Genomic DNA, 18890 nt, shown 5'->3' on the forward strand with positions numbered 1-18890 from the left:
AGGCTTCTCGGGGAGCTGTTTTCTTTTGCGTCCCATCGCGCACCCTCGTGATCGAGGTGTTGCGACGACCAGTTGAATCCACCCTGCACTCCGCGGTCGGAGTGGTGGACCAGCCCATCAATGCGCCGACCCACGTGCTGACGGTTCCACACCGCCATCTCCAACGCGTCCAGCGCCAGATCGGTGCGCAACGACCGCGACACCTGCCAGCCCACCACCCGGCGCGAGTGCACGTCGATGGCGAACGCGGCGTAGACCCAGCCCGCGAAGGTGCGGATGTAGGTGATGTCGGCGACCCACAGCTGGTTGGGCGCGTCGGCGGTGAACGCGCGTTCCACCAGGTCGGGGCGGGTATCGGGAACCGAACCCTGCACGGTGGTGCGCGGACCCCTGGTTCGGGTGATCCCGCGCAGCCCCGCCTGCTTCATCAGGCGGTGGACGGTGCAGCGGGCCGCCCGGTGCCCTTGGCGGTTCAGCTCGGCATGGACCTTGCGCACCCCGTACACGGCGTAGTTGTCGGCATGCACGGCCCGGATCTTGGCGGTGGTGGCCTCATCGGTGCGAGAACGCAAAGACGGTGGGCGGGTCTTGGCCACGTAGTAGGTGGACGGGGCGACCTGCAGCGTGGTGCAGATCGGCTCGACCCCGAACTCGGCACGGTAGACGTCGATGTAGGCGACTACCTGGTGTGTGGGCGGTCGAGCTCCGCGATGCTCCTATGTCAACCCGGCCCCCTCAGGCAGCCGAGCGAAGCTCGACAACGGTCGTTCCTGCAATGCCGGGTCCCGAAGTCGGCCGGGTCACCACAGCCTCGGCGCTGAGGTGTTCGTCAGCACGCATCGCGGAGAACACCCGGTCGGACAGACGCCGCCGCAGCAGCAGCCGCATCGCCTCGGTCTTCGTCTTGCCCCTGCCGATGAGTTTGTCGTAGTACGCAGAGCCTTCTTGGCCCAGACGAACCTGGGTCACCGCGGCCATGTGCAGGGCCGTGTTGATCCTGCGGTTGCCGCCGCGGGAGAGACGCACAGTCCTCCAGCTCGGGTACTCGTACGGATGACGGGGATATCAGGGTTGCGGTTGACACGGCGTCAACTCCTAACGTCGTGTTCGAGGCCGGACAGATCGGCCCGACGAGGGAGAGAACACGATGTCCTGGCCGATCAGCGAGGTGTGCCGGATGAGCGGGACCACCTCGCGAACCCTGCGGCACTACCACCGGATCGGGCTGCTGGAACCGGCCTGGGCCGGCCCCGGCGGCATCCGCCACTACGGGCGGGGCGAACTCCTCCGGCTCCAGCGCATCCTCCTGATGCGGGAGCTGGGGATGGGGCTGTCCGACATCGCCCGGGTGCTGGACGAGCGGCAGGGTGAGGCGGCCGCACTCCGCACCCACCTGGGTGACCTGCTGGCCGAACGGGACCGCATCGACACCCTCGTCGACACCGTGCGCCGCACCATCGGCGCACTGGAGGAGGGAGACCACATGGCAGGCGCCAACCACCCCGAGGAGCTCTTCGCCGGGTTTGACACCACCGCCTACAGCGAGAGGGCCCGCACCGAGTGGCCGCGCGAGTGGGAGCAGGCCCGGCAGGCGTCCGAGGGGATGACCGAACAGGACCAGGAGTACAGCCGCTCGGAGGTCGCCGCCCAGATGGGGAGGATGGCCGCGCACATGGCCGCCGGGACCCCGGTCACCGACCCGGCCGTCCAGGAGGAGGTGCACGCCCACTACCTGGGGGTGTGCCGCATGTGGACGCCCGACGCCGAAGCGTTCGCCCACCTGGGCCGGGTCTACGCCGAGGAGGGATCCTGGCGTGAGGTCTACGAGCGGGTCGCCCCGGGGCTGGCCGCCTACCAGCGCGACGCCATGGCGGTCTACGCCCGCGAACGCCTGGGCGGGCAGGGCGCCACGTGATCCCCGGACACTGGCGCGCCCACCGCAGGGAGGGGGACGGGGAGGTGCTCGGCTACCTCGAACCCGTGGGGGCGGAGTACCGGCCCGTCTCCCCCTTCGGCCACCCGGTCGATGGCCCCGGCGAAGGGACGTCCGCGCGGTTCGGGTCAGAGCAGCCCTCCCGTCACGCGCAGGTTCTGGCCGGTGATCCAGCGCGCGTCGGGGCCCGCGAGGAAGGCCACCGCATCGGCGATGTCGGCGGGCTGCCCGAGCCTGCCGAACGGGGTAGCGGCCGCTGCCTGCTCCAGGGCCTCCGGCGGATTCGCGTCTGTGAGCATGGCGGTCTCGACAGGCCCTGGCGAGACGGAGTTGACGGTGATGCGGCGATCCGCGAACTCACGGGCCGCCACCCTGGTGAACTGCTCCAGCGCCGCTTTGCTCGCTGAGTAGGCGGCCGCCCCGGACTCGGGCATCGCGGTGTTCAGAGAGGAGATGTTGACGATCCGCCCTCCCCCGCGGAGGCGACCCGCAGCCCAGCGCAGCGCGAACAGCGGCGCTTTGGCATTGACCGCCATGACCCGGTCGTACTCCGCCTCGGTGATGTCGGCGATGGCGCCGACCGCGCTGATCCCCGCGTTGTTGACCAGAATGTCCACCCCTCCGAACTCCTCGGCGGCGGCGAAGAGGCGGTCGAGGTCGGACAGGACCTCCAGGTCGACGCGTTCGGCCGAGGCTCGCCCTCCTGCGGCGCGTATCTCTGCCACGACCTCGTGGGCCGCGGCCGTGTCCTTGTTGTAGCTGATCACCACGGCGCTGCCGTCCCTGGCCAGTCTCAGGGCGATGGCGCGTCCGATGCCGCGTGATCCGCCGGTCACCACGGCGTTCCTTCCGGCCAGGGGGGTGGCCGGGGCGGCTTCGTCGGGTTCCTCGGAACCGTTCGTCGTGTCCGGCCTGATAGCAGTCACGGAGCCGGTCTCCTTCCTCTCGGTCGGAACTGTCAGGTGTAGAGTCCGGGCGCCGAGTAGACGGAGAAGCGTGGCCCCTTCCCCGGTCGTGCGGGCTCGTAGGCGATGAAGTTCTGGTTCCGCGTCTCGCTGAGCGGCCGGTCCGCGAGGGAGTCGAGGAAGGACGTGTACGGGCCCGGGTCCGCACCGACGCTCCGCATGAACGCCGCGGCGCGGTCGCGGGCCTCGGCGTCGTGGGCCAACGGCTGGACCATCGGTACGTACAGGGTGGCGGCCACCGGCAGGTCCTCCCCCTTCCGGAAGGCGAAACAGGTGACCGGCGGCTTGGCGAAGGGAGGGCCGACCCGGCCCAGGATCTCGCGCAGGGCGGTCGCGAACGTACCAGGGACGTGGCTCGGGGCGGCCTCGGCCTGCCGGTCGATGGCCTCCCCATCCAGGTCCGGATACTGGAGGTAGACCTTGGTTCGTGCCCTGGCGGGATTCTCCAGATCGAGGGAGAACGCCCCGATCCGACCCGGGCCGCCGTGTCCGTCGATGTGGGCGAGCGTGGCGTGCCACCCCTCCCTCATCCCCAGGCGCTCCATCGCCTCTTCGACCACGGCCGGAGCCCGCTCCGGCCCGTCGACGTGCGGGTCGAGGTAGACCTTGAACATCGGATCGGCGCCGGGAGGCCATGCGATCCCGTGCCCCATCCAGTAGTGCTCGCGGGGCGAGGAAGAGCGGAACAGGTCCTCCAACGCGAGGACGTGCTCCACGTGTGTTCCCGGACGCCCGGCGAGGCCGCGCAGGAGGTCCCACGCGAACTCCTGGTTGGCGGTCGGCTCTGGAGGGTCCGCCAGCGCCTCGATCGAGATCCGCACCTGTGCGGTCCCGTCCCGCCAGGACAAGGAGAGTTCGAAGGGGGATCCGTCGACGGAGATGTAGCAGCGCCAGAGCGGGTCACCGATCGCACGGCCGGCGGACGGCCCCCACACCTCGGCGAGGAGAAGAGCCGCGTCGGCTGCCCGTTCCCCGGACAGGCCCAACCCCTCGTGGCACCGCGCGAGCTTGTCCGCGGCGGCCTCGATCCGACTCGTGGCTGGCGGGTAGCGGTCGGAGGCCAGACGCAGCGGGTGGTCCCGAGGCAGCGGGCCGCTGATGACGAACGGGTCGCCTCCCCGAGACGGGTTGTCGATGCTCACGTTCCCGTGTTCCTCTCTTCCGTTGTCCTCTTTGCGGTTCACCAGTGCACCGGAAGGTGTTCGAGCATCCGCACCTGGATTCCCTTCCTGAACTCCATCTCCTCCGGAGGCACCGCGGGGCGCAGCCGGGGAAACCTCCGCAGGAGTGTGCCGAGCCCCTCCTCCACCTCGATCCTGGCCAGCGGCGCACCGAGGCAGCGGTGGATCCCGTAGCCGAAACCGAGATGGGGGTTGCGCTCGCGGTGCAGGTCGAGCCGGTCGGGTTCGTCGAAGACCGAGGCATCCCGGTTCGCGGAGGGCAGAACCGGGAGGACCGCCTCCCCCGCCCGGACCAGGGTCCCGCTGAGCTCGACGTCCTCTCGGGCGTAGCGCGCGAAGGCGACGTGCGCGTCGAGGGGCACGAAGCGGAGCAGCTCGTCCACGGCCTTCGGTATCCGGGAGGGGTCCTCGCGCAGTTCGGCGTATGCCGTGGGATGCGTGAACAGCACGTGGACGGAGTTCATGAGCTGGGCCGAAGTGGTTTCGTAGCCCGCGATCAGCAGGACGCTGACGAGTTCGACGACTTCCCGCTCGCTCACTTCCCCCTCGCCCTGGGCCCTCACCAGGACGCTGACGAGGTCATCCCGGGGCTCGCGGCGGCGCTGCTCGACCAGGGCGGCGATGTAGTCGTAGAGCGCCGAGGTGCGCGACTCGATCTCCGCGGCGCTCAACGCGGTAGTGCTGGAGAACGCGTCCAGCCACACCCGGAACCTCGGCCGGTCCTCGTGGGAGACGCCGAGGAGTTCGCAGATGACCAGGGCGGTGAGCGGGAGCGAGAAGTCCTCGACCAGGTCGCCGGGGCCGCCCCGCGACTCCATGTCGGCGAGCAGGTCCAGGCTCATCTGCCGCACGCGTGGGCGCAGGCCCTCGACCCTCTTCGAGGTGAACGTTCGGCTGAGCAGGCGCCGCAGCCTCGTGTGGTCGGGCGGATCGATGCCGAGGATGCTGGTGTTGACCGGTAGAGGGGTCAGGCGCGACTCGTCGTTCTCGGCGGTCAGCGCCCGGCTGAACCTGGGGTCTCCCAGCACGGTCTTGACGTCCTCGTGGCGGGTGACGAGCCACGCGTCGTCCCCGTAGGGCACCCGGACGCGGAGCACGGGCCGGTGGTGGCGGAGCTCGGCGTAGACGGGGTCGACCTCCAGCCGGTCGTGGTCGCGAAAGGGGTAGTCGACCGGGTCCGCGTGGCCGGCCGGGCAGATGTCGGTCCAGGACCGTTCGATGTAGCTCAGGCAACTGGCCCGGTCGGCCCGGTCGCGGCGTACCGTCCACCCCGGGGGGACGTCGGCGGAAGCGGGCCAGAGCGAGTGCTGGCCGAGGTTGTTGGCAAGGACGAGGTAGCGGCCGTCGGGGTCGTCGAACGGGTTGGTCACGAGGTTTCGCCCTTCGCTCGGGTCGGTGCGTGCTTCGGTGGCGGGAAGAAGCCGGATTCGGTGAAGTACGCGATGTAGCGCGCGAGGAGGGCCTCATCCACGACGGGGAAGCCGACGTCCGCGTCGGCGAGGCCCGCGGTGGTGTTTCTCTGGTCGAAGTGCAGCCCGCCCAGGCCGATGGCGGTGGGCAGGAGGCCCTCAAGCAGGGCCGCCGCCTCCAGCCCGGCCTCCGGGTTCCGCTCCCGGGTGCGCCTCAGCCGTTCGCCCCACTCCGCGTCCGGCAGTACGGCCAGGTCGTGGCCCCTGCGGCGCAGCGCGTCGGTGAGCGCGGTGAACCGGACCGGTTGCCGGCAGGTCAGGTGGTGGGTCAGTCCCGCGGTCCCGGGCCGCAGGGAGAGGTGAACCATCATCCGCGCCACGTGGTCGACCGGGACGAGGTCGACGGTGGCGGCGGAGACGGAGGCGCTCTCGGGAACCGCGCCGAGCACGAGCATGGCCCGGACGAGGTGCCACAGAGTGTCGTCCGTCCCCCCGGAACCGGTGCCGGAGTGCCCACCGATCCGGCCGGGGCGGTGCACGGTGACGGGCAGGCCGCGTTCGGCCGCGGCGCGCACCAGCCCCTCCCCGACCCATTTGCTGGCCACGTAGCCGCTGGGCAGGACCTCCTCCGCGGGTACGCGACGGTCCTCGGTGATCACAGGCGGGTTGTCGGCGGCGGAGACCGCCACCGCCGCGGTGGACACGTAGTGCACCGGCACCGCACGCGAGCGTGCCGCCAACCGGATGGCCTCGCGTGTGCCGTACACGTTGGGATCTCGCAGGCGGGAGTAGGGTTCCACCGCGCTCACCCTCGCCCCGTTGTGGTAGACCGCGTCGACGAGGTCTGCGAGCCGGTCGAAGCGGTCCTCGGACAGGCCCAGGAGCGGCCGGGCGAGGTCACCGGGGACGGCCGCGATCCGGGCCGCCGCCTCGCCGTCGATCCGCAGTCCGCGGCTGTTCAGTGCGTTCCGGAGGCGTTCAGCGGCGGCGAACTCGTCGTCGGCGCGAACCAGGCAGTGCACGGTCGCCGACGTACGGGCCAGGAGTTCGCGCAACAGGGCGGTACCGAGGAATCCCGTCGCCCCGGTGAGCAGGATGTGTCGGGGGTCGGCGACACGGGCGGGATCCACGGCGCGGGTCGTGCGCGGGGCGATGCCCGGGTCGAGTTCGGCCTCGGCGGCGAGGTCGTGTGCTGCGGGGCGGGTGCCGACCCGGCGGGTTCCGGTCCCCTCGACCTCCCGGCCGAGCGCGGCTGCCGTCTGGAGTTCGAACAGACGGCGGACCGTGAGTTCCACACCCAGCCGGTCGCGTATCCCGCCGAGGAGCCGGGGGACGAGCAGCGAGTGCCCGCCGAGGTCGAAGAACCCGTCGTCCGCTCCGACTTAGGCCAGGGTCAGCCCCGTGACTTCGGCGAACAGCTCGCACAGGACGCGTTCCGCGCCTGTGCGCGGTGGGCGGCCGACGGCACCAGCCCCGTACCGGGGTGCGGGCAGCGCGGACCGGTCGACCTTCCCGCTGGGCAGTACGGGAAGCGTGTCGAGCGGGACGACGGCGGCCGGGACCAGGGCCGCGGGGAGGCGCCCGGCGGCGTACCGGCGCAGCTCGGCGCCGTCCAACGGGTCTGCGGCCGGAACCGCGTAGGCGATGAGGCGCCTGTCCCCGGGAGTGTCCTCGCGCGCCACGGCCACGGCGCGGGCGACGCCCGGATGCTGTTCGAGGAGGGCAGCGACCTCGCCCGGCTCGACGCGGAACCCGCGGATCTTGAGCTGGTCGTCGGCCCGCCCCAGGAATTCCAGCTCCCCCGTTCTCCTCCAGCGGACCAGGTCGCCGGTGCGGTACATCCGCTCGCCCGGAACCCCGAACGGGTCGGCCACGAACCGCGTCGCGGTGAGGCCGGGACGCCCGAGGTAGCCCCGGGCGAGTCCAGGACCGGCGACATACAGTTCGCCCGGAACTCCGACGGGCACAGGGGCGAGCCTCTCGTCGAGCACACGGCAGCGCATGCCGACGGTGGGCTTCCCTATGGGTGGAGGCGTGCCGTCGTCCCCCGCCAGAGGGCGGCTCAGCGTGGCGCACACCGTCGTCTCGGTCGGCCCGTAGCCGTTGACGAGCAGCCGTCCGGACGCCCACTTCCCGGCAAGGTGCGCCGGTAGTACGTCGCCCGAGGAGATCAGAGAGGAGACCCCGGGCAGGTCGGCCGGGTCCATGGCGGCGAGCACCCCCGGCGGCAGCGTGGCGTGCGTGATGCCGTGCCGCGCGACCAACCCGGCCAGCGCAGGCCCCGGGGCGGTCTCCTCCGGAGACGCGGTGACCAGGGCCGCGCCCAGGGCCAGCGTTCCGAAGATCTCCCACACCGCGCCGTCGAACTCGATCGGGGCGAACTGGAGGACCCGGGAAGAACCGGTCACACCGAAGCGCTCGCGCTGGGCGGCTGCCAGGCCGGGAAGGCCGGTGTGGGTGACCACGACACCCTTGGGGCGTCCGGTGGACCCCGAGGTGTAGATGACGTAAGCCGGGTGGTGTGGGCGCAGCGCGGTGGTGCGCTCCGCGTCGGTGACATCGCTGTCGGGGTACTCCGCGGCCTCGGCCTCGATCCTGTCCAGCGCCACAGACACCCCTGCGGAGAGAAGGCCGCCGATGCCCAGATCGGCGCCGAGGACGAGGACCGGGCGCGCTTCGGCGAGCATCATGGCGAGACGCTCGCCGGGGTGGGCGGGGTCGAGCGGCAGGTATCCGGCACCCGATTTCATGACCGCGAGGAGCACGGCCACCAGGTCGGCGGAGCGGGGCAGGGCGACCGCGACGTAGCGTTCGGGGCCGGCGCCGCGGCGGATGAGTGCGCGGGCGAGCCGGTTCGCACGAGCGTTCAGATCACGGTAGGTCCGGACGGTGCCGCCGTGGATGACGGCCGGGGCGTCCGGGTTCCGGGCGACCCGGCGCTGGAAGAGCGCCGGGTAGGGTTCCGCCGGCAGGGTCCGCCGGGTGTCGTTCCAGGTGACCTGGACGCAGCGGCGCTCCTCGTCGTCAAGGACGTCCATGGCCCCGATCCGCTGGTCGGGGTCGGCGACCGCGCGGTCGAGCAGCCTGACCAGGGTGCGCGAGAGCGCCTCGACCGTCTCCTGATCGAACAGGTCCGTGTCGAACTCGACGATCCCGGTCAGCCCGAGGAGCTCGCCTTCTCCATCGAGCTGCTCGGTGAGGCTGAGCACCAGATCGAACCGGCACGTCCCCGTTCCCACCAGGTCCACCTCGGCGGTGGCTCCCGGCAGCCGGACCTCGGCCACAGGCGCGTTCTGCAGGGCCAGCATGACCTGGAAGAGGGGGTGGTGCGAGAGGGAGCGTGTGGGCCCGAGCTCCTCGACGAGCCGTTCGAAGGGCAGGTCCTGGTGGGCGTGTGCGGCGAGGTCGGTCTCCCGGACCCGGGCAAGCAGGTCGAGGAACCGCGGATCGCCGGAGGTGTCGGCGCGCAGCACGAGCGTGTTGACGAAGAACCCCACGAGGTCCTCCAGCGCGTCGTCGCCACGGCCCGCGACCGGACTGCCGACGGGGATGTCGGTGCCGGCGCCCATGCGGGTGAGCAGCGCGGCGAACCCCGCGTGCAGCACCATGAACAGAGTGGCGCCGTGCCGGTGGGCCAGGGCGGCCAGCCCCCGGTGCAGCGGCGCAGGGATGTCGAGGCGAACGGTGCCGCCACGGTGCCGCGCCACGGGCGGGCGCGGTCGGTCGGTGGGCAGGGCCAGCCGGTCGGGCAGCCCCGCGAGGGCGTTCCGCCAGTGGGCCAGCTGCCGCTCGGCGAGCCCGTCGGAACCGAGGAGGTCGCGCTGCCAGAGCGTGTAGTCGGCGTAGTGCGCGCGGAGCCGGGGCCAGACGGGGGCGCGGCCGTCGAGGCGGGCCGTGTAGGCGGTGGACAGGTCCCGCCACAGCGGGGCGAGCGACCATCCGTCGCACGCGATGTGGTGCAGGACGACCAGCAGCACATGTTCCTCTTCCGAGAGACGGAACAGTGTGGCGCGGACCGGGACCTCGGAGTCGAGAGCGAACCCGCGGCGCGCTGCCGCGGCCACCCGCTCCTCGATCTGCTCGGGATCGGCGCGGACCACGCCGAACTCCGGCCGCGCGTCGTCCAGCACCACCTGGTGGGGGACCCCTTCGTGCTCACCGATGACCGTGCGCAGGATCTCGTGGCGGCGCACGACGTCGGTGAACGCGGTGTGCAGCGCCTCGGGGTCCAGGCGTCCGGTCAACCGGATCCGCATCGGCACGTTGTAGAGGGTAGAGGTCCCTTCCAACCGGTGCAGGAACCACAGCCTCGACTGGGCGGGGGACAGCGGAACCCGGTCGGGGCGCTGCCGCGGCCCGACCTCGGGCCGCCTCCCACTCCGGTCGAGGCGTCTCACCAGATCGCACACGCGGGGCGCCTCGAACACGTCCCGAACCGAGAGCTCGGCGCCCAGTGCGCTCCGGATCCGGCTGGTGAACCGGGTCGCCGACAGCGAGTGCCCGCCTAGGGAGAAGAAGTCGTCGTCGATGGTCACCCGCTCCACGCCCAGAACCTCGGCGCAGAGCGCGCACAGACGCTCCTCCATCGGAGTGCGGGGCGCCCGGCCGTCGGCACCGCCGAGGTCCGGCGCGGGAAGGGCCGCGCGGTCGAGTTTGCCGTTGGGGGTCAGGGGCAGCCGTTCCAGCACCACGACGTGCTCAGGAACCATGTGGTCGGGCAGGTGGGCGCGCAAGTGCGAGCGCACCCGCTCCAACAGGGCGCCGGCCCGGCGGGACAGCCCCGGGCTGTTGGTGTGGCGCGGGAGTTGCGCGGCGCCGGAGTCGTGTGCACGGTACAAGAACGCGGGTGCGGTCGGTCGTTCCCCCCGGCAGTCGAAGAAGTGCGCGTCGAGACCGCCGTCGCTGCTGTCCGCGGCCCAGGTGACTACCGCTTCGCGGCCCGCACGGCGTGCGGCCTCGTGCAGCTCCTCGGGGTCGGGGATCTCCTGGGAGGTGTCCTCCAGGCACAGCCTGGCCTGGGCCGCATCGCCGTCCTGCAACGCCTGCCAGGCGCGCGCGGCGGAGGCCACGCGCCGGTTGGGCACACCGAGCAGTCGGACATGGGGGGTGTCCCGCCGGGCCGCCAGGACGGCTGCCAGCTGGTCGGTGTCGGCGATGTCGACGCCCCATACCAGGTCGAGCGGCGTGCGGTCCCCGCTTCCCGGTGCGGGTGGTGCGGTGCGCAGCACGACGTCGTAGCGGTACCGCGACATCTCGTTGCCGTACCGTCCCCGCTTGACCCGCACGTCGACGCCGGTGATCCGGGGGACGTCTTGAGGGAGCGCGGTGAAGTAGTCGGGCGCGACCATGAGCTCCTGTTCGGCAGCGGCTCGCCGTCCGGCAGCCGCGCGTACCTCGGCCGCGTCGGCGGCAGGGTCCGCGCGGCGCAGGGCGACCTCCGCGTGAAAGATCCCGGCAAGCCGCAGGTCGCGCACGTCACCCACGAAGATCGCGCCCCCGGGGGCAAGCAGTTCGGCCGCTCCTCTCAGGACATCGGTGAGGTGGCCGCCATGGGGGAAGTACTGGGTGACGGAGTTGATCACGACGGTGTCGAAGCAGCCCGAGGGCAGGCCGCCCAGGTCGTCCGCCCGTCCGACCCTCAGTTCCACACGGTCGGCGAGAAGCGGATCCGCGTCCACCCGGCGGCGCAGCGCGTCGATGACCGGCGCCGAGAAGTCGGTGCCCCAGTACGCCTCGCACCCGGGGGCCAGACCCGCCAGCAGCAGGCCGGTACCGACACCGATCTCCAGCACGCGCCGCGGGCCCAGCGAGCGGACGCGTTCGACGGTGGCGTCGCGCCACTCGTACATGTGCTCGGGCTGGATGGGGCGTCCGTCGTAGCTGCTGTTCCACCCGGAGAAGTCAGTGACAAGCCCCGCCGGGCCCTCCTCCGCCGCGGAACCGTACAACCGGTCATAGACGCCGCGCCATTCGCCGACCTGGTGGTCGTCGGCCTCCTCGGCGGCTCGGCCGTCGGGGTCGGAGGCCACCGCGTAGCCCACGAGCCGACGCTCACCGGGCCGGTCCTCCCGCGCCGTCACCACGGCCTGGGCCACCTCGGGGTGGTCGCGCAGCACCGCCTCGACCTCTCCGGGTTCGATCCGGAAACCCCGGATCTTCACCTGGTCGTCGGTACGGCCCAGGAACTCGATCGCGCCGTCCCCGTTCCGGCGCACCGCGTCACCGGTGCGGTACATGCGCGTGCCGGGCAGCCCGAAGGGGTCGGCGACGAACCGCTCGGCGGTGAGGCCGGGCGCATGCAGGTAGCCGTGCGAGAGCCCGGCTCCCGCCAGGTACAGCTCCCCCTGCTCACCGGGCCGGACCGGCTTGAGGCAGGCGTCGAGGACGTAGCAGTGCGTGTCGTCCATCGGAAGACCGATCGGCACCGGTTCGGTGATCCGGCCGCCGGACAGCGGATGGCAGACGGCGAAGGTCGTGCACTCGGTCGGTCCGTACCCGTTCACCAGCGCCAGGTCCGGGCAGCGGTCGAGGACCCTGAGGCACGCCTTCGCCGAGACCTGCTCTCCTCCGACCCAGACCTCCCGCATTCCCGCGAAGCATGCGGGGAACTCGTCGGCGATGACGCTGAACAGCGCGCTGGTGACGAACATGCCTGTGACACCGCCGTCGGCGACGACGCGCCCCAATTCGGCCATGTCGAGGCGGCCCTCCGGAGCGACCACCACGCACCCGCCGCCCAGCAGCGGGACCCACATCTCGTAGGTGGAGGCGTCGAAGGTGTGCGGAGAGTGCAGCAGGACCCGTTCGTGCGCGCCGTTGCGCCACCGGCTGTCGGCGGCCAGGGACACCACCGCGCGGTGCGGAACGGCCACGCCCTTGGGACGGCCGGTGGATCCGGACGTGTACATGACGTAGGCGAGGTCCTCGGCGTTCACCGGCACGTCGGGAGCCCCCGGGTCGCCGTCAGGACCGGCTCCGTCCACGGTGAGCACGTCGGTTCCGGCGGCGAAGAGCGGGGCGGGGGTGTCGGAGACGACGATTCGCGCGCGGGTCTCCGCCAGAAGGACGCTCAGCCGCGAGGCGGGGTGGCGGACGTCCAGCGGAAGGTATGCCGCACCCGCTTTGACCACCCCGAGGACGGCGGCGACAAGGTCGATCGAGCGGGGCAGGGCCACGCCCACGATGTCGCCGGGTCGGCATCCGCTTCCGACGAGGCGGCGGGCGATCCGGTTGGCGCGTGCTTCGAGTCCGGCGTAGCTCAGCCTGTCCCCGCCGCACACCACGGCGACGGCTTCGGGGGACTGCTCGGCCCGGTCCTGGAAAAGGCGGTGCAGGAGCGGGGGCGTGAGCGGTCGCCCACTGGAATTCCGGTCGCTCGGCACGGCGCGTCACTCCTCAAGAAAAGCAGGAAGAAGGGATGTCGGGCAGAGCTCGACAAGAGACCCCGGGCAGCAATTTCGTAGCACATCGGGATCTTCGGAAAAAACGGCCTCAACCACGCATGAAAAATAAATGGAGCCCATATCGAACAGTCGAGACGTCCAACATGCCGTGGACGACGATACCCTCCCTGTTGAAACTGGAAGGCCGGACCGGGTGGAACTTTGCGAATCCACAAGAAAAACGAAGAAGAGAATTCGGTACAAACTCGCAGAAAAGGCAAAGGAATTGGTCGGATTTTTGCCTGGGTTCGGTGCCCAGGACCCCGGGGTTCTCGCGTTTCAGATCCATACAGGCCGACCTCGGCTGATGCCGTGGAGTTCGAGAGCTTTTGCCGGATCGGTGTGGGCTCTGCGCCCGGACGCGAGGTTCTTCCACCCCGCGACGGCCAACGCCTGGCGGACGATGTCGGTCGCACACCCCAGCACGACCGGGGCCGCCCCGGTACGGGTGCGGCGCGCGTCCTCTTTGAAGGTCACGCCCCGCACGTAATGCACCCGGTTCTCCACCGTCCAATGCCCGCGGGCATGAGCGGCCAGCTCCGCCGGTGAGACCTGGTGGGCGTCCAGGTCGGTGACGGCGAAGACCACCTCGCGGCTGCCCTTGACGGTGCCGTGCCTGCGGCGGTGACGCTCGATGCGCACCACCTGGCGCGCTCCGGGAAAGGCCAGCCCCTCCACTGCGGTGACCTTGAGCAAGCGGCGCTCTTCCCGCCCGTGGGCATGGACGGGTCCCTCCGTGTGGCGAGGGGGACCTCGTCCCAGGGCAGGGCGGCAAGCTGCCCGTGCAGGGTCGGCCGGTTGCCCTTGACGTAGATCAGGTAGTGGGCTCGGCGTTCGCGCAGGTATGCGGCGTGGTCGGCCACGGTGTGCAGGGCATCGGCCGTGATGAGCACCCCGCGGAGGTGGTCGTCGTCGAGCTGGTCGAGCAGGGTGGTGAAGGCGCTGGTCTCGGCGCCCTTGCTCCGGATCGGGGTGCTGGCCACCACGGCCGCGTCGTGGTGGCGGGCGGCGTGGAAGACCACCGACGTGGAGCGTTGGCCCTTGCGTGTGCGGGCTCCGCGCTGGGTCTTGCCGTCGGTGGCGTAGGCGATGTGGCGGGGTGCCCGGTGCGGGGATCGGCGCCGCTGCCCGTTGTGGGCGCGGCGGTGCTCGCGTTCGGGTGCCCCGGTCGGGGTGCGCGGCGGGCACTTCTCGGGCGGGGTGCGGGTGTGCAGGCAGGCCAGACCCGCACCGGTGAGCTGGGCGGGGTCCAGGCGGGCGAGCAGGGCGGGAAGGGTGTAGCGGCGGCCGCGTGGATCACGCGGGTCGTCGATGGTGGCCAGGTGGTCCATCAGGTCAGGGGTGAGTGGTTGCGCGGGTGCGGTTGAAGACAGGTGTGGAGTGCGGGAGGATGACACGGCGGGCATGCGGCCTTACGGATCGTGGTTTCTCGACAACTCCATGATCCTTCAGGTCCGTGCCCGTTTTCGCATGTCAGAACCCCGGTCATACTCCTATGAACCGTTCAACTCCGGCGTTCGTGCGTTCCCCGACAAAGCACGAGAACTCCGGTGCCCTGATGCCCCCATGGTCAGTAGTCGCCATCTGCAAGCCGTCCGCACTGACGGACATCCGCAGTTGTGCGATCTCCGGTTGGGCCGCAGCTTCGGCATCCTCCACCACCAGGACCTGAGAGAAGCCATCCACACTGGCTCTGAGAACCAAGTCCACACCAGGAAGGACCTGAGGATAGGTTGCAGTCTCACCGTCAATCGCCGGTTCGGGCAGCGAAGTCGGCCATCCCAGCTCGAGCTTCTTGCCAGCACGGGCCAAGACCGCAATCGGTCCTTCACCACCGTTGGAAAGGGAGAGCCCAAGGGTGGACGCGCGCGGAGCAAGACGGCCGTCCTCCCTCTCCACCAGGGTGGGGTCTGTGTCCACCCATGCGTCGTCCTGCCTGGTGCGAACAGGCTGGACGTACTCGGTCGCGGTGAAAGTGCCATCAGGGTTGGCCACGACATCGCGACGCTCCCCCAGGAGTTCCTCAACCGGTACGGACTCTCCTGTTTCGGCTGCCTGTTCGAGGGCGGCCTGTTCAGCTCGGGCCTCTTCTGTGAGAACGGGATCGTTTTCTTCAGCAAGTGCCGTCGAGGGAGTGAGCAACGACAGAGCCAGTGCCGCAGCGGTGGTCACCGCTGTCGCACGGGTCAGGGAGCGACGCATGGGGGATGCCAGTCTGGTGTTGTGCGGTCGGTCCCGCGAGACCGTGGACAAGTTAAATCGGACAGGAAGGCACTTGAGGACTCATCACGCTCACAACCCCCAAGAATCTCTACCGACACCAGGAAGGATCCGAACCGTCTACTCACTTGGGGACTGACATGGCGCTAAACCCCCATGAGCTAGCTAGATTCATAACGAAAAAGTTATGAACTAACCCTTCGTCCCCGCAGAACAAGCTGAAGGCCAGTACGCGGTGCTGCTGACGGCATTGACGTCGCCAACGACAATGGGGTGTCTCGTACAGAAGCATGAACTGGCAGGTCAGCTGGCTGCACTCGCAGACCGATGAGGCCTACTGAGTTTTTCGTTAGTTGTGTGGGGTTGGAGGGTGGATCTCCAGCCCGGTGTGAGCCAGGAAGGACCATGGGAGTCGGCCCTCTGCGCAGACACGGTTGATGCCTTGCTCCGCCGCGTCGGCGACATCGGCCAGGTGGTCACCGGCCACGTTGGCCAACTCCCGGGTCTTGATCGCTGACCACAGCATCTCCACGGGGTTGAGTTCGGGGGCATAGGCGGGCAGCCGTTCCAGAGTCAGCCAGTCCTGATCAGCGACCCAGGTACGCATGGCCCGGCTCCAGTGCGCGGAAAGCCCGTCCCAGACCAGCACGACCTGTTCACCTTCGTAGAAGGTCTTGAGCTGCTTCAGGACCGCGATTAACTGTTGCGCTCGTTTGCCCGGCGCTGCCAAGGCAAGGGTGTGGACATGACGGAGAAAACGCATAACCCCCGCATGGGCCGGTTCAATCCCATCCGGCATTTCATGCTGCTTCAGCGCTACGGCCAGAACCATCCTTGGAAATACATGCTGAGGGTCGCACTGATCGTGACTGTCTACGGTGCGGCCCTGCTCGCCCTCTGCCTCGTACCGATCGCCGTGTTCGGCGACACACCGCTGTCACAGATCTGGCCGTGGATGCTCGGTGTTCTGGCGGGCATGGCCGTCTGCGCGGCCTTGGGCGCAGGCATCGGCGTGCTGATGATGCGGTGGACCATCAAGGAAGCGAAGGTTCCCCACGACGCCGATCCGAACACCCTGCGTGCCGCACAGCGCCACCTGCGTCGGGGCGAACTCAGCGGTGACCCCCGGGTGGACCGGCTCGCCCGGCACCTGGCACCCCAGGCCGAACGCGCCAACTCCAACAGATTCTTCGCGTTTGCCGCCCTGGCCGCCGGGGTGCCCTACCTGGTGTTCACGGGGATCCAGTTCTCGAACGGCACAGGGCAAATCTTCCAGCTGTTCCTGGCGCTGTTCATCGTCGTGGTGTTCGCCGTCGCCTGGCCGTGGGCGCGCAAGCACAAGCGCAACGCACAGAGGCTGATGAAGGCCTACGACGCCGGGTATGGGCCGTTCGACGGCGAGTCGGAACCGGGCCTCGACGACCGGGACCGCGGGGGCGCCGGCGCTCCGTAGTGCGTCACGGAAGTCCGTCGCGTCCCCTGGGGCGGAGCGTTGCGACGACCACTGGAACCCCCGGACCACGGCGGGCCCTTCTCCTGTCCCGCGTCCCGGACGGCGTAGCCCCGGGCCCGTGGGGGTCCCACCCCACGTGGGGCCCGCAGGTGGACCCGCCCCTCCGAGTGGTCGCCTGGCAGCCGCGCGACTCCTTCAACGGACCGAAGCCCGGCACCGTCGGCACCCCGAGGCGGTGTCCGGCACGGCCTAGGTGAGCGACTGGGGCGCGAGGTCGCGCAGGGCGGCCACCAGGGGCGCCAGCTCGGGTGTGCCCTCGGCCTCCTCCAGCGCTTCCCTGAGCACCGCGTCGTGGGTGGGGCGCGCCTCCGCTAGCAGGGTCCTCCCGGCGGGAGTGAGCTCGGTGTAGATGCCGCGCCGGTCGTCCGCGCACAGCACCCGGGCGAGCAGGCCGCGATCCTCCAGGCGGGTGACCAGGCGGGTGGCCGCGCTGTTGGACAGGGCCGCGGCGCGGGCGAGCTGACGCATGCGCATATGCCAGCCGTCCTGGCGGTCCAGAGCGTCCATGACGGTGTACTCCACCACGGAGACGCCGTGCCGGGACTGCAGGGCCCTCTCCAGGGCGGTCTCGATCAGGCTGTAGACCGCGGCGAGCGCGCGCCACCCGTGCGCGCGGATCTCGACGGCGTCGTCGGCGATGCCCATGCTCCCCAGCCTCCTTCGGGCGACACGGCATGTTGGAGGAAACACGATAGCAGCTTGCGCGGATAGGAGGCGCGTGCAACCATAATGTTGCGTCTGCAACTAGTGCGCATGCAATGACATGTCTCTCCGAGGAGCACCTCCCATGCCGCTCGCCTTGTACGCCCTCGCCGTCGGGGGCTTCGGCATCGGACTCACCGAATTCGTCATCATGGGTCTGCTACCCGAGGTGGGCGCCGACTTCGACGTCACGCCCACGGTCGCGGGCTACCTGGTCTCCGGTTACGCCCTGGCCGTCGCCGTCGGGGGCGTCGGCCTGACCGCCCTGCTCAACACCGTCAATCGCAAACGCGCGCTTTTGCTGCTCATGGTGCTGTTCATCGCGGGCAACGCGGTCTCCGCGCTTGCCGCCACCTATGAAGTCATGCTCGCCGGACGCGTGCTGGCCGCTCTGTGCCACGGCGCCTTCTTCGGCATCGGCGCCGTACTGGCCGCCCGCATCGTGCCTCCGCACCGCGTCGCCGCCGCGATCTCCCTCATGTTCGCCGGGCTCACCACCGCCAACGTCCTGGGCGTGCCCTTCGGCACCTTCCTCGGCCAGGCACTGGGGTGGCGCTCCACCTTCTGGGCGATCACCGCCATCGGCATCGCCGCGTTCGTCGGTATCGCCCTGCTCGTCCCCGGCCGAGGAGCCGGGCAGGAGCACGCCGAAGGAGGGCTGCGCGCCGAACTCGGGGCCTTCAGAAGCGTCCAGGTGTGGCTGTCCCTGGCCGTCACCGTACTCGGCTTCGGCGGCATGTTCGGCGGATTCACCTACATCGCCTTCACCCTCACCGAGGTCAGCGGGTTCGCCTCGACCACCGTGCCCTGGCTGCTCGTCCTGTTCGGGGTGGGCCTGTTCGCCGGGAACCTGCTCGGCGGACACCTGGCCGACCGCGCCCTCGGCCGTACCCTGCTGGTGCTGTTCACCGTGCTCGCCCTGGTCCTGGCCGTGTTCGCCCTGGTCGCGCATCTGGCTTGGGCGGCGCTGGCGGCCCTGCTCCTCATGGGCGCCTTCGGATTCGCGACCGTCCCCGGACTCCAGATGCGGATCATGCGCTTCGCCCACCGGGCGCCCACCCTGGCCTCCGGTGCCAACATCGCCGCGTTCAACGTCGGCAACGCCCTCGGAGCCTGGGCGGGCGGCCTCGGCTTGGCGGCGGGGCTCGGCTACACCTCGCCCCTGTGGACGGGCGCGGGCATCACCCTCGTCGGTCTGGCCACGCTCGTCCTGGCCGTACGCCTGCGCGGCGGTGAGTTCTCCCGCAGCCCGTTCCGCGGCCCCGAGGCCGAGACTGCCGAGAAGGTCGTCGCATCGGAGCGCGGAGGAATCTGAGAAACCCCTCTCCTGTGGACTCCCGGCAGCCGACCGTGTGCCGGTGGCCGGGCGTCGTCTGGTGACGGCCGCTCGCGCACCTGCGACCACTCCACCGGACTGATCACGCCCGCCCCCGGCCCGGCGGCGCCGCGTCGGTGGTCCTCCGCCTCCGGGGCCCGTTCCACCTCCAGAGCCCCGGCGCTTCCACGGCGTACCCGCCGGGCCGGC

The 18890-nt window shown here is 70.4% G+C and carries 14 protein-coding genes, 2 pseudogenes and 1 other annotated feature; of the genes and pseudogenes, 3 read left to right on the forward strand and 13 right to left on the reverse strand.

Annotation, left to right across the window (positions count from 1 at the left end; all coding sequences use genetic code 11):
- Positions 1–41 precede the first annotated feature (41 nt).
- Positions 42–677, reverse strand: a pseudogene (locus tag FYX01_RS15105) (IS3 family transposase); the annotation flags it as partial.
- Positions 609–715 (reverse strand) — a sequence feature (AL1L pseudoknot). It overlaps the preceding pseudogene by 69 nt.
- Before the next feature lie 20 nt (positions 716–735).
- Entirely contained in the window at positions 736–1026 is a 291-nt protein-coding gene (locus tag FYX01_RS26665; RefSeq protein ID WP_223830474.1) for a transposase, read from the reverse strand.
- 121 nt (positions 1027–1147) lie between these two features.
- On the opposite strand from FYX01_RS26665, the gene FYX01_RS15115 reads away from it, so the two are divergent.
- Complete coding sequence (locus tag FYX01_RS15115; RefSeq protein WP_150241787.1) at positions 1148–1915, forward strand: MerR family transcriptional regulator; 768 nt, start codon at positions 1148–1150, stop codon at positions 1913–1915.
- Between the two features lie 146 nt (positions 1916–2061).
- On the opposite strand, the gene FYX01_RS15120 is transcribed toward FYX01_RS15115, so the two are convergent.
- The 10 genes and pseudogenes from FYX01_RS15120 to FYX01_RS15160 all read right to left on the reverse strand — a co-directional run bounded on the left by FYX01_RS15120 (position 2062) and on the right by FYX01_RS15160 (position 15982).
- Positions 2062–2859 carry a glucose 1-dehydrogenase gene (locus FYX01_RS15120; RefSeq protein ID WP_317846070.1) on the reverse strand — a complete coding sequence of 266 codons (798 nt, stop codon included), beginning with the start codon at positions 2857–2859 and terminating at the stop codon, positions 2062–2064.
- Between the two features lie 32 nt (positions 2860–2891).
- Positions 2892–4040, reverse strand: a complete 1149-nt coding sequence (locus tag FYX01_RS15125) for a tryptophan dimethylallyltransferase family protein (protein WP_190394337.1) — start codon at positions 4038–4040, stop codon at positions 2892–2894.
- Between the two features lie 38 nt (positions 4041–4078).
- On the reverse strand, positions 4079–5449 hold the full coding sequence (locus FYX01_RS15130) for a cytochrome P450 (RefSeq protein ID WP_150241791.1): 1371 nt from the start codon (positions 5447–5449) through the stop codon (positions 4079–4081).
- Positions 5446–6618, reverse strand: a complete 1173-nt coding sequence (locus tag FYX01_RS15135; protein WP_263363751.1) for an SDR family oxidoreductase — start codon at positions 6616–6618, stop codon at positions 5446–5448. The genes FYX01_RS15130 and FYX01_RS15135 overlap by 4 nt, the downstream gene beginning before the upstream one ends.
- A 120-nt stretch (positions 6619–6738) precedes the next feature.
- Positions 6739–6855 (reverse strand): annotated as a pseudogene (locus tag FYX01_RS27035) (phosphopantetheine-binding protein); the annotation flags it as partial.
- Positions 6856–6870: 15 nt separating this feature from the next.
- A complete protein-coding gene (locus FYX01_RS15140; RefSeq protein WP_150241795.1) occupies positions 6871–12870 on the reverse strand; it encodes a non-ribosomal peptide synthetase in 6000 nt (1999 codons plus the stop codon).
- A gap of 339 nt (positions 12871–13209) precedes the next feature.
- Complete coding sequence (locus tag FYX01_RS15145; protein ID WP_150241797.1) at positions 13210–13407, reverse strand: hypothetical protein; 198 nt, start codon at positions 13405–13407, stop codon at positions 13210–13212.
- The gene (locus FYX01_RS15150; protein WP_190394339.1) at positions 13404–14261 is read right to left on the reverse strand and encodes a transposase; all 858 of its coding nucleotides are present in this window, start codon (positions 14259–14261) and stop codon (positions 13404–13406) included. The genes FYX01_RS15145 and FYX01_RS15150 overlap by 4 nt, the downstream gene beginning before the upstream one ends.
- Before the next feature lie 154 nt (positions 14262–14415).
- Positions 14416–15102, reverse strand: coding sequence for a hypothetical protein (locus FYX01_RS15155; protein ID WP_150241802.1), 687 nt, complete (start codon positions 15100–15102; stop codon positions 14416–14418).
- 397 nt (positions 15103–15499) lie between these two features.
- Positions 15500–15982: a transposase gene (locus FYX01_RS15160; RefSeq protein WP_223830475.1), complete on the reverse strand. Its 483-nt coding sequence runs from the start codon at positions 15980–15982 to the stop codon at positions 15500–15502.
- Positions 15983–15994: 12 nt separating this feature from the next.
- On the opposite strand from FYX01_RS15160, the gene FYX01_RS15165 reads away from it, so the two are divergent.
- Positions 15995–16603: a hypothetical protein gene (locus tag FYX01_RS15165; RefSeq protein WP_150241804.1), complete on the forward strand. Its 609-nt coding sequence runs from the start codon at positions 15995–15997 to the stop codon at positions 16601–16603.
- A 249-nt stretch (positions 16604–16852) separates the two neighbouring features.
- On the opposite strand, the gene FYX01_RS15170 is transcribed toward FYX01_RS15165, so the two are convergent.
- Complete coding sequence (locus tag FYX01_RS15170; protein WP_150241806.1) at positions 16853–17308, reverse strand: MarR family winged helix-turn-helix transcriptional regulator; 456 nt, start codon at positions 17306–17308, stop codon at positions 16853–16855.
- A gap of 142 nt (positions 17309–17450) precedes the next feature.
- Here FYX01_RS15170 and FYX01_RS15175 point away from each other — a divergent pair, with 142 nt between their 5' ends.
- Entirely contained in the window at positions 17451–18680 is a 1230-nt protein-coding gene (locus FYX01_RS15175; RefSeq protein WP_150241808.1) for an MFS transporter, read from the forward strand.
- Positions 18681–18890: the final 210 nt, after the last annotated feature.

Source organism: Nocardiopsis quinghaiensis (assembly GCF_008638365.1).
GTDB classification, from domain to species: domain Bacteria; phylum Actinomycetota; class Actinomycetes; order Streptosporangiales; family Streptosporangiaceae; genus Nocardiopsis; species Nocardiopsis quinghaiensis.

Excerpts from the sequence above, each read along its gene's own strand:
- FYX01_RS15115 (WP_150241787.1), top strand. The coding sequence starts at position 1,148 with ATGTCCTGGCCGATCAGCGAGGTGTGCCGGATGAGCGGGACCACCTCG.
- FYX01_RS15150 (WP_190394339.1), bottom strand. The coding sequence starts at position 14,261 with ATGGACCACCTGGCCACCATCGACGACCCGCGTGATCCACGCGGCCGC.
- FYX01_RS15160 (WP_223830475.1), bottom strand. The coding sequence starts at position 15,982 with ATGGTTCTGGCCGTAGCGCTGAAGCAGCATGAAATGCCGGATGGGATT.
- FYX01_RS15165 (WP_150241804.1), top strand. The coding sequence starts at position 15,995 with ATGCTGAGGGTCGCACTGATCGTGACTGTCTACGGTGCGGCCCTGCTC.
- FYX01_RS15170 (WP_150241806.1), bottom strand. The coding sequence starts at position 17,308 with ATGGGCATCGCCGACGACGCCGTCGAGATCCGCGCGCACGGGTGGCGC.
- FYX01_RS15175 (WP_150241808.1), top strand. The coding sequence starts at position 17,451 with ATGCCGCTCGCCTTGTACGCCCTCGCCGTCGGGGGCTTCGGCATCGGA.